Annotated in this window: 17 protein-coding genes; 4 read left to right on the forward strand and 13 right to left on the reverse strand. The window is 56.3% G+C overall.

The genetic code is table 11. The features are described from left to right. The first annotated feature begins 127 nt into the window (after positions 1 to 127). Positions 128 to 586, forward strand: a complete 459-nt coding sequence (locus K3556_RS13215; RefSeq protein ID WP_260517239.1) for an Lrp/AsnC family transcriptional regulator — start codon at positions 128 to 130, stop codon at positions 584 to 586. Positions 587 to 594: 8 nt separating this feature from the next. On the opposite strand, the gene K3556_RS13220 is transcribed toward K3556_RS13215, so the two are convergent. The 6 genes from K3556_RS13220 to K3556_RS13245 are packed head-to-tail and all read right to left on the reverse strand — an operon-like array spanning position 595 to position 6,095. After that, the gene (locus K3556_RS13220; RefSeq protein ID WP_260517240.1) at positions 595 to 1,311 is read right to left on the reverse strand and encodes a tryptophan-rich sensory protein; all 717 of its coding nucleotides are present in this window, start codon (positions 1,309 to 1,311) and stop codon (positions 595 to 597) included. Positions 1,312 to 1,365: 54 nt separating this feature from the next. Further along, on the reverse strand, positions 1,366 to 1,926 hold the full coding sequence (locus K3556_RS13225) for a DUF3833 domain-containing protein (protein WP_260517241.1): 561 nt from the start codon (positions 1,924 to 1,926) through the stop codon (positions 1,366 to 1,368). Next, positions 1,923 to 3,149 (reverse strand): MFS transporter, encoded by a 1,227-nt coding sequence (locus K3556_RS13230; RefSeq protein ID WP_260517242.1) that lies wholly within the window; start codon positions 3,147 to 3,149, stop codon positions 1,923 to 1,925. Before K3556_RS13230 ends, K3556_RS13225 begins: the two co-directional genes overlap by 4 nt. Position 3,150: 1 nt before the next feature. Beyond that, positions 3,151 to 3,663 (reverse strand): hypothetical protein, encoded by a 513-nt coding sequence (locus tag K3556_RS13235; RefSeq protein ID WP_260517243.1) that lies wholly within the window; start codon positions 3,661 to 3,663, stop codon positions 3,151 to 3,153. Continuing rightward, positions 3,650 to 4,813: an SAM-dependent methyltransferase gene (locus K3556_RS13240; protein ID WP_260517244.1), complete on the reverse strand. Its 1,164-nt coding sequence runs from the start codon at positions 4,811 to 4,813 to the stop codon at positions 3,650 to 3,652. The genes K3556_RS13235 and K3556_RS13240 overlap by 14 nt, the downstream gene beginning before the upstream one ends. Continuing rightward, entirely contained in the window at positions 4,764 to 6,095 is a 1,332-nt protein-coding gene (locus K3556_RS13245; protein ID WP_260517245.1) for an NAD(P)/FAD-dependent oxidoreductase, read from the reverse strand. Before K3556_RS13245 ends, K3556_RS13240 begins: the two co-directional genes overlap by 50 nt. A 169-nt stretch (positions 6,096 to 6,264) precedes the next feature. Between K3556_RS13245 and K3556_RS13250 the strand changes: the two genes are divergently transcribed. Continuing rightward, positions 6,265 to 7,038, forward strand: a complete 774-nt coding sequence (locus K3556_RS13250; protein ID WP_260517246.1) for a DUF1365 domain-containing protein — start codon at positions 6,265 to 6,267, stop codon at positions 7,036 to 7,038. After that, entirely contained in the window at positions 7,035 to 7,760 is a 726-nt protein-coding gene (locus tag K3556_RS13255) for an SDR family NAD(P)-dependent oxidoreductase (protein WP_260517247.1), read from the forward strand. Before K3556_RS13250 ends, K3556_RS13255 begins: the two co-directional genes overlap by 4 nt. A 111-nt stretch (positions 7,761 to 7,871) precedes the next feature. On the opposite strand, the gene K3556_RS13260 is transcribed toward K3556_RS13255, so the two are convergent. From K3556_RS13260 to K3556_RS13285, 6 genes are all read right to left on the reverse strand, one after another. Continuing rightward, positions 7,872 to 8,387 (reverse strand): fasciclin domain-containing protein, encoded by a 516-nt coding sequence (locus K3556_RS13260; RefSeq protein ID WP_260517248.1) that lies wholly within the window; start codon positions 8,385 to 8,387, stop codon positions 7,872 to 7,874. Positions 8,388 to 8,607: 220 nt separating this feature from the next. Then, positions 8,608 to 9,243, reverse strand: a complete 636-nt coding sequence (locus K3556_RS13265; RefSeq protein WP_260517249.1) for a ChrR family anti-sigma-E factor — start codon at positions 9,241 to 9,243, stop codon at positions 8,608 to 8,610. After that, positions 9,243 to 9,878, reverse strand: coding sequence for a sigma-70 family RNA polymerase sigma factor (locus tag K3556_RS13270; RefSeq protein WP_409557753.1), 636 nt, complete (start codon positions 9,876 to 9,878; stop codon positions 9,243 to 9,245). Before K3556_RS13270 ends, K3556_RS13265 begins: the two co-directional genes overlap by 1 nt. Positions 9,879 to 9,975: 97 nt before the next feature. After that, positions 9,976 to 10,662 carry an EI24 domain-containing protein gene (locus K3556_RS13275; protein ID WP_260519260.1) on the reverse strand — a complete coding sequence of 229 codons (687 nt, stop codon included), beginning with the start codon at positions 10,660 to 10,662 and terminating at the stop codon, positions 9,976 to 9,978. Continuing rightward, positions 10,662 to 11,240 (reverse strand): nitroreductase family protein, encoded by a 579-nt coding sequence (locus K3556_RS13280; RefSeq protein ID WP_260517250.1) that lies wholly within the window; start codon positions 11,238 to 11,240, stop codon positions 10,662 to 10,664. Before K3556_RS13280 ends, K3556_RS13275 begins: the two co-directional genes overlap by 1 nt. 98 nt (positions 11,241 to 11,338) lie before the next feature. Then, positions 11,339 to 12,451, reverse strand: coding sequence for a class II histone deacetylase (locus K3556_RS13285; RefSeq protein ID WP_260517251.1), 1,113 nt, complete (start codon positions 12,449 to 12,451; stop codon positions 11,339 to 11,341). Between the two features lie 74 nt (positions 12,452 to 12,525). Between K3556_RS13285 and K3556_RS13290 the strand changes: the two genes are divergently transcribed. Continuing rightward, the gene (locus K3556_RS13290; protein ID WP_260517252.1) at positions 12,526 to 12,780 is read left to right on the forward strand and encodes a DUF167 domain-containing protein; all 255 of its coding nucleotides are present in this window, start codon (positions 12,526 to 12,528) and stop codon (positions 12,778 to 12,780) included. Here the strand turns inward: K3556_RS13290 and K3556_RS13295 are convergent. Beyond that, the gene (locus K3556_RS13295; RefSeq protein WP_260517253.1) at positions 12,777 to 13,244 is read right to left on the reverse strand and encodes a DUF805 domain-containing protein; all 468 of its coding nucleotides are present in this window, start codon (positions 13,242 to 13,244) and stop codon (positions 12,777 to 12,779) included. The two genes, K3556_RS13290 and K3556_RS13295, sit on opposite strands and share 4 nt — an antisense overlap. Positions 13,245 to 13,261 lie beyond the last annotated feature (17 nt).

Below are 13,261 nucleotides of genomic sequence, written 5' to 3' on the forward strand. Positions count from 1 at the left end.
GCAGGCTCCGCTGTTGCTCAACCAAGATATTTCATCGATCTTGGTGATTCATACCTTTCAACACCGAAAGATACGCGATATTTGGTAATAAATACCACTTTCAGCGACCAAAAGGGATATTTTCACCATGGACCTTGACGACAAGGATCGGCGTATTCTGGAACTGCTGCAGAAAGACAGCACGATCTCGAACGCTGATCTGGCCAATGCGGTGGGCATGTCGACGTCGGCCTGCTGGCGTAAAGTACGGATGCTGGAAGAGGCGAAGATCATTGAACGCTACGGCGCTTATCTGAACGCTGCCAAGGCCGGGCTAAAATTTCAGGCCATTGTGCATGTTCAATTAACCCGCCACGATCCGGACAAGGTCGACGACTTCATCAAGGCCGTAAACCGGCGGCCGGACGTGGTGGAATGCTTCGCCACCACCGGGCAAGCGGATTATCACTTGCGGGTGCTGTGCCGCGACCTGCCCGCGTTCAACGCGTTTCTGGAAGGCTTCCTGTTCAAACTGAAGGCGGTTGAAAGCGCGCAAACCAACGTGGTGCTGCGCGACATCAAGAAGCACTCGCCCATCCCTGTGTGACAGAGGGGTTAAGACGCGCGCAGACCGGATGCCATGCGCCAACCCAGCAAAACGATACCAATGACCGCTAAGCCGATCACTGGCCAGTTTTGCGACGGGATGTTGGCCGCAATAACCCCGGTCAGGGCCCAGATCAAGGCAGCGGGGTATGACCATGCAGCGGGGCGCAAGGATTGAACGTAAAGGGCGGCAATCAGCACGATCACCAGCATCAGCAACGCGGCGGCTTGAACTGACAGTACCTCGTACCCGCCCAACACGACACCCGTGCCAACCCCGGTCGCGGCTGTGAGCCAACCGGCATAAAGCGCCACCGGCCGTAACTGCCACCAAGCATCATCATCCCCGGCACGAAGCATTGCGACAATTGCTGCCACCGCCATAGCCAATATCATCACTGTTGCAAGGAAGGGTGAAGCGTTGGCCGCCGCAATCCAGAAACATCCCAACAGCAAACTGATCGCAAGAGGGCGACGCATCCTCTGCCAATCCGCATCATCGGGCGCTTTGAAAAGCCCCCAGACGGCGCCTGCGATCAGCCAAAGATAAATCAGACCCCAGATACTGAACGTCCAACCCGCTGGCTGCACTGGCCAGAAGGTCTCTTTGTTGGGGAACTGGTCGGGCGAATATCCGGCAAAGCTGCTGCTGAACAAAGGCGACAGCATGAAGATGATCGACAGTACAAGGACCGCAATGGCCAGAAAGGGTGCAGAACGTGGCATTGTGTTTTCTCGTGTGTTGGGTCTTTGATCAGGTGGCAAGGGTGTGGTCTTGGATCAGGGTTGGCCTCCGGAAACCGGGCGCATTGTTGCGATCAATTCGGCCACCTTAAGGCCAAACTTGCGCATCTCGGATTTGTTCATGATGACTCCGTCCTGTGTCAGGTAAAGCCAATCGGTTGCGGTCAGGGTGTGACCACCTGCTTCTGGCGGCAAAACAATCTGGTACTGCATCGAAACCGTCGACCCGGAAACGACGCCTTTCGCCTCGCCCACAATGTCCTCGGCCGTGGCTGTGAATGTGTTGCCTTCGCCCAGTTTCAGAAACCATTTGCGGTTTTGTTCGCGCCCGTTGGAATAGGTGAATTTTTCGGTCAACGTGCCGGTGTCACCGTCCCAGGTGCCGACCATTTCTGCCACAAAACTGTTCGTCACCCTGCCTTTCGGACCATAGATCAGCCCTTCGGATGCAAACGAGCCGGAAAGATGTTCTTTCAACGAAAAGGCTGGGCTGGTCCCGGCATAGTCCTCGGGGCTTTGGGCACGGAAGCTCATAAGCAGTGTCTTGGCAAGTGTTGCCGCCAAAATCAGCAATAACAGCGCTGTCAGGATTTTCATTGGGTTCGGTCCTCTGTCGGAAGCGCCAGCACAAGGCCAAAAGCGCAGAGTTTTAAGATACAGGGTACGACGGCATAAGCCATGTTCAGCGTGTTCAGCGCATCGGCGCTGTTCACCTGGCCGGGTTGGAAACCACTGCGGTCAAGCAGTGGCAAGACAGCGAAAGCCGCAAGTGCCAGCCCCAACTTGCCCGCAAATGACCATATGCCAAATGCCGCGGACGCACTTAACCCTGCCTTTGTCAGCACAACGGAAAACATGGCGGGCAGAACAACCATGTCAGCCCCCAGCGCCGCACCCGACGCCACGCAAATAATGGCAAAACCAACCAAGTTGCCGGGGGCAAGAAACGCAGCGCCCACAAAGCCAAGGATGGCCAGCGGCATCGAGATCACAAGCGTCATTCTGGTCCCAACGCGACGGCTTAAACGGGTCCAAAGTGGAACACTCAGCCCGGCGCACAGGAAGAACAGGATCAGCAGCGGCCCAGCCTTTCCGGGCAACTGCAGCCGATCTTCCACAAAAAACAGAAACAGGGTGGAAGTCACCGCGACCGGCAAACTGTTGACCAGAGCCAGAACAAGAAGTCGCACCGCCCCTGCCCCGGCCAGTCCGGCGAATGTCAGGCCGTCGCCCAACACAGGCGGGCGCCGCCAGATCGGAAAGCTGAGAACTGCGACCACGACTGCGGCTACGCCCAGAAAAACCCCAAAGGCGGGATAGCCTTGCCCACGCGCGCCCAGCCCCATGAACAGGGCCGGTGCTATGGCCGCGATCACCACCCCGACCAACATGCCAATTTCGCGAAAGGCCGCCAGGGTCATCAGGTCATGTTCGCTCGTGGATTTCGCAAGCGTTGCGCTGCGCCCGTACAAAAGGATCATACCAAGGCTATAGGCTGAAAACAAAAGCACCAGAACGGCAATCAATTGAAGGATAACACCTTCGCCGGGTTGCAAAGCAAACAGGATGGGAAACCCCACAGCCAAGCCAGCGGCAGCCAGCATCGCAAAAAGCGTTTGCGCTTTGGGCCAACGGTCTATCGCCCAGCCCAGCAAGGGATCCTGCACAAGATCAACCAGCCGAATGACCACCAAGATCACCCCAATCACGCCCAGCCCGACACCAAGATTCACCGACGCGAAACGCGGTAAATGGATGTAGAGCGGAATGCCAGCCGCGGCCAGCATCAGCGCATAGAGGCTGACGCGCGGGTAAACCATGTTAGGTTCCGGTCAGTTTCTGTGTAAAGGATTTCGATCGGGTATTGTCGCCCACGAAAATACCCATGAAGCGGCTCTTGATCTGCGGATAGGACAGCGTGCAGGTGCGTTTTCCGTTACGCCAGAACCCGATTGCGTCCGCACCGTTTGACACGGCAAGATAGCGATCACCCTTTTTCACAGCATCAAAACAGCTATTCAGATGCGCTTCCAAAGGAAGCGCACCACCGGTTCGCTTGAATTCGCGCATCGTAGCCTCGACAAGGTCGTATTGGGACAGGTTGCGCAGATAGGTCAGTTCGATCCCGAAATCCTTGCCCCAATCCAGCGCCGCACCCTTCACAGTGAAAAGTCTTGCTTGATACAGCGGCAGGCCCAGAAACCGCAACGTTGCGGTGCCGCGCACCTGAGCCCCGGGAAGTGCAGCAGCTGCGATGTTGCTTTGTGCCAAAGCGGGAGCCGCGGGTGCCCCTGCCAATGCAATAAGTACCGCCAGTTTTCTAAGTATGTGCATGAGCCAACTCCACTTGAACGACATTGGTGTGCCCGACGGCGAACGACGCCGCACAAATTTCGAGATAATATTGCCAATTGCGCTGAAACGCCTCGCCATAGCCCATCTCGGCCACCTTGCGTTTCTGCGCGGTGAAGCGTTCGGCCCAGAAGCGGCACGTCTTGGCATAGTCCTGCCCGAAATGAAAATTGTCTTGGACCTGCAAGCCCGCATTGCGCGCTTGTTCGTCAATCACGCTGTCCGACAGCAACATGCCCCCCGGGAAGACATACTGCCGTATATAGTCAGACGAGGTTTTGTAGGTTTCAAAGAAACTGTCTTTCACCGTGATCGCCTGCAACAGAACACGACCGCCTTCCGCAAGGTTGTTTTTCAGAACCGAGAAATAGTCAGGCCAATAGCGCGCGCCCACAGCCTCGATCATCTCGATCGAGACGATGTTGTCGAACTTTCCGTTAATGTCCCGATAGTCGCGCAGCTGAATATCGGCGCGTCCATCCAGACGGCACTCGGCATAGCTGTGTTGGTTGCGCGAGATCGTCACACCGGTCACGTCGCGGCCATCTTGCGTGGCGTGTTCAGCAAATCCGCCCCAGCCACAACCGATTTCCAAAATCTGCTGACCCGCCCCAAGACGGGACAACGCGCGGGCGTTTTTCCGGTTTTGAGCGTCAGCCAGATCATCGCTTCCATCGGCAAAAAGTCCGGAGGAATAGGTCATGCCCTCATCCAGCCACAACTGGTAGAATTCGTTCCCCACGTCGTAATGTGACCGAATATTCTTACGCGACCCGCGGCGAGAATTGGCCCGCAACATCGTGTCGACCACGCGAAACTTTGCCCGGTTCAACACACTTGCCTGATCGTAGGACCCAAGATGATCGCGGTTGCGCATGGCGATCGACATCAGCGCTTCAATCGACGGGGTGTCCCACATGCCCTGCACATAGGTTTCGCCCAGCCCGACTTGGCCGTGCGCGGCCATGGCAGACACAGCCGCCCAATCGCGGATCACCATCTCGGCTTCGGGGCCGGATGTGCCGAACCGATAAAGCTCACCTTCCGGCGTGCGCAGTGTCAATTGACCTTCGCGCAGACGCTCACAAGTTGACAGAAATTCCGACTTCAGGGCTTTGTTCGTCAAACGCAATTTCGCATCCTTTCAAAGGGTCGTCTTTGTTGATCATCCGCACGATACGCATTGCGCTGGCAATGCCGTCTTCGTGGAAGCCATGGCGATGATAAGCCCCGGCAAACCACGTCCGGTTCAGACCCTGCATGGCACGCAGTTCATGTTGCGCCTGAAGCGCGGGCTTGTCGAAAACAGGGTGAGAGAACTCAACCTCGTCATAAATTTTCTCTGCAGGGATCGGGGCCGAGGGATTCAACGTCACGAAAAGCGGATCGGTTTCGGGGATATTCTGCAGTTTGTTCATCCAATAGGTGACACCAATGTCCCCATCTTGCGACCGGTAGGCCCAGCTGGACCACGCCGCCTTGCGCTTGGGCATCTGACCGCTGTCGCAGTGCAAAACGGCTTTGTTCACTTGATAGCGGATGCGGCCCAAAGCTTTCGCCTCGATCTCTGTTGCATTGTCGCCCAACATGGCCAACGCCTGATCGGAATGGCAGGCGAGGATGATGTCATCATAGCCTTTGTCTTCTGCCTTTGCCGTCTGGACTGTGACGCCGTATAACATGCGTTCGACCCGCGACACCGGCGCATCCACACGAATGTCGACGCCGCGCGTGCGCAGCGCAGCTTCAAGCCGTGTCACGTATTCGACGCTGCCACCTTTGACCGTCCACCACTGGTGCTCTCCCAACCCAGCCAAAAGCGCATGGTTGCGGAAGAACTGAACAAGGGACTTGGCCGGGAACTGATCAACATCATCCACTGGCGTGGACCAGATCGCGCCACACATCGGCATCAGATAGTTGTTGCGAAACCACTGACCAAGGCCAAGCTCGTCAACCAGCTCTCCGATTGTTTTGTCGTCATCCTTTGCAGCGTCTTCTGCCCGTTTACCGAAACGAATGATGTCTGCGATCATTTTGTAAAACTGCGGCCGCAACAGATTGCGCTTCTGCGCGGTGATGCATTTCAGGTTGTTCAGCCCATATTCCAGCCAACCGTCATTGATGCTGGCGCCGAAGCTCATTTCGCTTTTGGTGACAGGCACGTCCAGTTCACGAAACAGCCGCGTCAAATAGGGATATGTCACATAGTTGAAGACGATGAACCCGGTATCAACGGGCTGATCGCCATTCTTGCCGGCCATGACGGTCCGCGCGTGACCACCCAATCGCGGCGCAGCTTCGTAAATCGTGACGTCATGATTGGGCGACAGATAATACGCTGCCGACAATCCCGAAATCCCGCCGCCGACGATCGCTATTTTTCTTCGCGGACCTTGCTGTTGGTCGAGCATTGATGCCTCTTTCTTTTAATTCAAAGCTTATTACGGTTGCAGGTCCGGCTTGGATCAGAAAAGACCAACAAAAATATCTGCTAAAGCCAGTTGGACAAAGTAGCGCTGTCGGTCAGCTAAACCGATTATTGGTGATCCAAACCCCAGTTTCGTGCGTAATACGGTCAAGATGGTCGAACATATCCAAGCACACACGTTGCATGCCCGTCGTGGCAAGCTAAAAAACGCCTTCACATATGGCGTTGATTTTGTGCTGTGCGACCTGACCAGCAATACCCTGCCCGCCCTTCTGTCCCGCAACCGGTTTAACCTTTGGTCGCTTTGGGACAAACATCATGGTGGCCCACGCGGCGATGGTCGAGGCCTCGACTGGTTTCGTGACGAATTGGAGCAACGCGGCTTCCCAGCCAACGACCACGACCTGTCGCTGTTAGCACAGCCAAGTTTTCTTGGGTTTCACTTTAACCCGGTCAGCTTCTGGATTGCATCGAAAGACGGTACACCCCGCGCCTTCATTGCCGAAGTGAACAACACGTTCGGGCACCGGCATTGCTATTTCTGCGCCCATGATGATTTCAGGCCGATTGAAAAACACGATGCAATTATTGCCGTGAAGATGATGCATGTCTCGCCCTTCCAAAAGGTTGAGGGCCAATACCAATTCAACTTCGGTATGACTGCCGATCGGTTCGACATCCGCATCCGATATGAGAATGGGGAAGAGGGGCTGCTTGCCACGTTGGTTGGGGATCGCAGGCCGGCCACAAACGCTTCGCTTGCCTGGGCCGCGCTTCGCCGCCCGCTTGGTGCGTTGCGTGTTGTGTTCTTGATCTATTGGCAGGCGCTGATCCTATACATCAAACGCGCGCCCTTCATGCGAAAACCCGCACCACCCGAGCCATTGATTTCGGACAGTAAAACATATCGGGGAACCGAAAATTGATTGATTTCAAAGGCAAAACATATTGGCTGGTCGGGGCCAGCGAAGGGTTGGGCCGCGCCTTGGCGCAAGATCTTGACAAAGAAGGCGCATGTCTGGTCCTGTCTGCCCGGAGCGCAGATCGCCTGCAAAGCCTTGCAGACCAACTGACCAATGCACGCGTTGTTCCCATCGATGTGACCGATCCGGATCAGGTGAGTCAGGCCGTTGAAAAGGTCGGTAAAATCGACGGTATCGTCTATAATGCTGGTGCCTATGAGCCCATGCGCGCCGCCGACTGGGACAGCAAATCCGCCATCATGATGTGTAACGTCAATTTTATGGGCGCCATGCATGTTCTGGGCGAAGTCGTACCGGCATTCGCCAAAGACGGTCGTGGTGATATCACCCTTATTGGATCACTGGCGGGCTATCGCGGCTTGCCGGCCTCTATTGGTTATAGCGCCAGCAAGGCAGCCATTGTCAGCCTGGCCGAAACCATGCGCTTTGATCTGAAGGACACTGGCGTTGTGGTGCGCATCGTTAATCCGGGATTCATCAAAACCCGGCTAACCCAGAAGAACTCGTTCAAAATGCCGATGCTGATGTCGCCCGAAGACGCAGCCAAGTGCGTGTTGAAGGCCATGCGGAAGACGCGGTTTCGCACCGACTTCCCTGCACCGTTCTCATGGGTAATACGCCTGTTGGAATACCTGCCCGACCTGATCGTCTATCGCGGCAAATAATCGGGCATCTGCCCTGCGCTACGTCAGAAGATTTATCGTAAACAAAAAAGAATGCCGCCCAAATATTGAGCGGCATTCTTCTGCGTTTGGCATACGCCCTTTTTCTTAGCCTTAGTGGCAGGCAGGGCGCGCGCCCGGCAGAAGCACCTTGTCGATCACGTGAATAACACCGTTGTCGGCCATGATATCCGCGATGATTACATTGGCCATGTCACCTGTGCTGTCAGCGATCTTCACACCATCAGCGCCTGCCGAGATGCATAGACGCGCACTGGTCAGGGCTGGTTTGAAATAATTCGAGCCCATCGGGATCATCCCGGCGGTCAGTTTGCGGTCATCGACGTGATACAGAAGAATATCGGTCAATTGACCCTTGTTTTCGGGCTTCAGAAGCGTCTCGACGGTGCCTTCAGGAAGCGCGGCGAAAGCGTCGTTCACTGGTGCATAGACGGTGAAGGGGCCGGGGCCCGACAATGTGTCGGCCAGACCAGCCGCCCCGACAGCTGCAACGAGGGTCGAGAAACGCTCGTCTGCGGCAGCAATCTCGACGATATTGTCAGCTTGGGCGGCATTCGCAGCGACGGTCAAAGCAAGCGCAGCAGCAGCGGTTTTAAAAACATTCTTCATAAGTTGATCTCCTAGTTGGAAGGCAAAGTGCCCATGGTTAACTCTTACTTATGTTAGGAATACGGCTGGCTTTGGCTGGTGGTTCACTGTGTTTCAAAGACTCACACAAACGTGAGGGCGTGCCTTCTAAACATTTGATAACAAAAAAGAACCAGCGCCGAAGCGCTGGTTTTACCGTAGGTGTAAGGGGTGCCGTGAGTGGTGCGTGGCAAACCGTTATCTAGATACGAAAGAAAGGTTGCAGCAACCGCGGCATAAGCTCGTTAAACCGCAACGGGGCGTCTGTTGCGGCCAGACAAATGCAGGCCTCTCCCGGATCGGCAACCGGCGTGTGATCAAGATCTTCATCTGCAATCTCGATGTCACCTACGCCAAAACGCCCTGTTTCATCACTGAAGCTGCCCTGAAGCACCAAGGTCATCTCCATCCCGTTGTGCCCATGATCAGGAACGGCCTGACCTGAGGGGATATAAAGCAGACGAACCGAGCCTTGCTTGTCCGCTGAGAGGATGGACTGACGCACCCCCATACCGACAGATCGCCATTTAGGCTCCTGACCTTTCAAAGCCTGAACGACAGGGCTTGGGTAAATCCCCTGACGGGAATAAACCGGCTCTGCTTTCACAGGGGCATCCAACTGGGCCAGCAAGTCAGCTTTCATATTGCCCGACACCGCGACATGATCGACGGCCTCCAGCAGCGCCCCCCCCATGTTGTGATGCGCTTCCAAAGATGCGCGACATTCCGTGCACAAAGACACATGGCTGGCGACCGCCACCGCATAATGATGCGGAAGATTGCCCGAGGCATAGGCTGCCAGAATTGCGTCTGGTATATGATGGGTTATAGCGCGCATTATCGCATTCCGTTCAGTTCATGTCTCAACCGCTCCAGACCAAGCCTGATACGGGATTTTATTGTTCCAAGTGGCAGACCGGTCTGGTCGCTGATTTCCTGATGGGTCAGCTCGCCCAGATAGGCCTTTTCGATCATCTCGCGTTGCTCAGGTTTGAGCGATGACAACGCTTTTCTGAGCTCGCCAGCTTCCTGCTGAACCGCAAGGATCTGGCTGGCATCAGGTTCCGATCCCGGATCTTCAGCCAGCTCTTCTGGCACCGGGCGACTGTCTTTGCGCACAATGTCGATGTGCCGGTTGCGTGCGATCTGATAGATCCACGCTGACACCTGTGCGCGGTGCGGGTCAAACATCGCGGCCTTGCGCCACACGGTTAACATAACGTCTTGCACAATCTCTTCCGCCTGCGGCGCAGAGCAGCCCGTCCGCATGATGAAACCTTTCAGACGCGGTGCAAAGTGGTCAAACAATGCACCAAACGCATCCCGATCGCGGTTGTCACGAACGGCGAGCATCCAAGTGGTCTGCTCTGAAATCTCGATCTTCTTCTGCGGCACCGGTTTTCCTTCACGACGGCACACAGGCGGCATCGGAGGCCGGGTGGTGCGCGGGGGATCAAGGGTCAGTGTCAACATAACCTCAATACGCGGCACTATGAAAGTCGGATCACTTTGAGCGAAATTTTTTTCGCGGCCTGATCACGTTCTGAAGCAATAACAGGTTTTTACTATCCTACCGGTGCGAAACGCGGTGGAACAAATGCGTAAATGTTGCAGCACCCAGAATGGGGATCAGCAGGTTCACCAGCGGGATCGACAGCGGAATGGCCATCAACGTGCCTGCCAGCCAGATTTGCATGTTGTGTTGCGACCTCAGGCGGTTGGCTTCGGCGCGGCCAACGCGGCGCATGGCAGCCATCTGAAAGTATTCACGTCCCAGAAGATAGCCATTCACCACCCAAAACAGGATCGGCGCCAGCGGGCCGACAAAGAAAAACAGGATCAACGCGATCAGGTTGACCCCGACAATCACGCCAAAGAAGCCCAGGCTGTCGCGGATCGTTTCGGTCATCGGAACATCAGGTGCAGGGGCCAGTTCGGGATAATGCCGCGCCTCTACCGCGTCGGCAACGTCATCCAGAAAAATGCCCGTGAAAGCGCCTGCAACCGGCACCATCAGCACAACAGACAGAATAAGCATCAACAGAAGCGACGCCCACCATGCAATGCCGTCCACCCATGAGACATCGCCAATCAGCGGCAATGACACCGTATCCGGCACCAGAAAGCCCACCAACCACGTCATTGCGAGTGTCACCGCAATCAGAAGGCCGACCGTCAGAGCCACACCCTTCATCAGGACGTTGCGAAACCGGGGATCAGTCATCTGACCGACCGAGCGGAAGAAATCTTCAAACATCATATTGCTACCCAAGTTGTGATGGCGCTTACGTCCGGGCGGGGCCGTTCAGGCGGCGCGCTGGTCTCTGTGCCGATATGAATGATACCGGCAACGGTTTCGTGACCTTTCAATCCCAATCCCTCGGTCAGGAACTGGCGATCATGGCTTGGCCAACCGGACAGCCAGTTTGCCCCCCAGCCCGACGCCAAGGCGGCGTTCAAAAGCGCCAGACAGACCGCCCCCGCAGAATACCGCTGCTCGATCTCGGGCACTTTGGGAGACGCCACGGGCGCCGACACAACAACCACCGCCAGCGGACTGTCGGAAAAGGCCGATTGCGCCTTTGCGATCTGTTCGGGCTGTTCCTTCAAAGCCGCGCCGCGCGTGCCGACAAGTTGGGCCAGTCGCGCCATCGCCCCTTGCTCCAACACAATAAACCGCCACGGTTCCAGTTTGCCGTGATCCGGGCTGCGGGCCGCCGCCGTCAAGATCGGCACCAATGCGGCGCGATCCGGCGCGGGTCCGGTCAGGGTTTTGGCAGGGCGTGAACGACGGGTAAGCAGGAAATCCAGCGCAGATTGATTGCGGTCAGGCATGGTTTTGTCCTTGGTTTGGCAAAATGCAGGCTTGGCCGCTGTTGCGGCTGGCTTATGGCACATGTCGTGTGTCAGGCGGCCTGCGTCAAGATGTTACATCACTTAACATCGAAAAATTCCTGCAACTCTGTGATCAGATCCGAATAGACCGCCTGCATTCTTGGGTTGGGTTGGCGCGCGGCGAACGTCTCGGCCAGGGGATCAAGGGCGTGAATGGCCGCACCAGACATTTCCTCGAGCACTGCATGACCGCAAAAGGGCACATAAACCTCGGAATAGCCGCCTTCATGCGCCATCATCAGACGCCCGCCACAATGATCGTGGGCCAGTTCCATCACCATGCGTGTCATTTGCCGGAACGTGTCGGCGGTTGCAAGCATGCAGGACAGCGGATCAATCAGCGCCGCGTCATAGCCACAAGCGATGATGATCACCTCTGGTTCATGCGCACGGATTGCCGGTGCAACCAGTCGTTCCATCACTTCCAGATAGGTGGCGTGGCCTGCACCCGGTGGCAGCGGGATATTCATATTAGCACCCTGCCCGGCACCCTCGCCGCGCACATCTGCGTCCCCAGTATCGGTCGGGTAGTTTCGTTCCTGATGGATCGAAATCGTCAAGACATCAGGATCGTCAATAAACACCGCTTCTGTCCCATTGCCGTGATGCACATCCCAGTCCAGCACCACAAACCGCTTCGCCAACCCGGTCGCCTGCGCGTAGCGAACGGCAATCGCAAGGTTGGCCAACAAGCAAAACCCATTTGGAAACTCGGGCAGGCAGTGGTGGCCGGGCGGGCGCGACAGCGCATAGGCATTTTGCACGTCACCCTTCAGAACCGCCGCAAGCGCCGCAACAGACAGACCGGCCGACAGGGTGGCGATTTCGTACCCGCCCTGCCCGAATGGCGTGCGCAGACCCAGTTCACCCCCGCCTGCGTCCGAGACACGCTTGAATTCATCCAGAAACGCCGTCGGATGCACTCGAGATAACATCTCGCGATCAGCCATCGGCGCGGTTTGTGCGTGAAGCGCGCTGGTCAAACCGGTCACGTCCATCAGGTTTTTCAAGCGCCGCTTGGTTTCGGGGTTTTCAGGCAGGCCACCTGCGGCCAGCGGTTGCACCAGCCCGCCCACCGGAAGGTTTCCGGCGTAGTTCCCGCCAGAATGCCAGAAACATTTCTCGTCCCAGAAAAAGCCGGTCTTGGCCATCACGCACACTCCATTTTCAAGCAGATTGACCCAGCGCGCTTGCATCGTCCAGCCCTGCCCCACAGGATGGCGGAATGAAGAAAGGCGATCTCTCCCATCTTGCGACGCCCGGCACGTTGTTGTCGGTGCGGGTGACGCCAAAAGCCGCACGCAATCAAGTCGACGAACGGGGTGATCAACTGCGCGTTTCGGTGACCACCGTGCCCGAAGACGGCAAAGCGACAAAAGCCGTTATCAAACTGTTGGCGAACGCCCTTGGCATCGCAAAATCGCGCCTTGTTCTGACACAAGGCGCGACATCGCGAGATAAAGTCTTTCGGATCGATTAGCCCTGATCGCCTGCGCGCGGAATGGATGACGCGGAATAGGTGCCTTCATTCGGATCGTCATATCCACTGCCCCCCAGCGGATCGGAACCATATTTGTTTGGCCCATTGGTGCCCTTGCTGGCAAACCACACGATCAGGATGATGGTGCCGATCAATGGGATCAATGCCAACCAATACCACCAACCACTGCGGTCGGTGTCGTGAAGACGGCGCACCGCAACCGAAATCATTGGCAGCAGCGTCGCCAGTCCAAACAGTCCAGATAGGATTGGAGTGGAGGTCTGCGCTTGGAACCCGCCTTCCATCGTTGTCACAGTTCCAAAAAGGAAGCTGTCAAAGATACCGAGAATGATCTGCCCGGCAAAAACAAAGAGTGCAAAGAACCAGAATTCCGACCTCTGGGCACGCCCACTGAATGTCACGTATTTCGAAAAACACGTCCGAATTGAGTCCATAAAGCTCATGATCTGTCCCCTGTTCA

Origin of the sequence: Aliiroseovarius sp. M344 (assembly GCF_025140835.1) — a bacterium.
Classification (GTDB): domain Bacteria; phylum Pseudomonadota; class Alphaproteobacteria; order Rhodobacterales; family Rhodobacteraceae; genus Aliiroseovarius.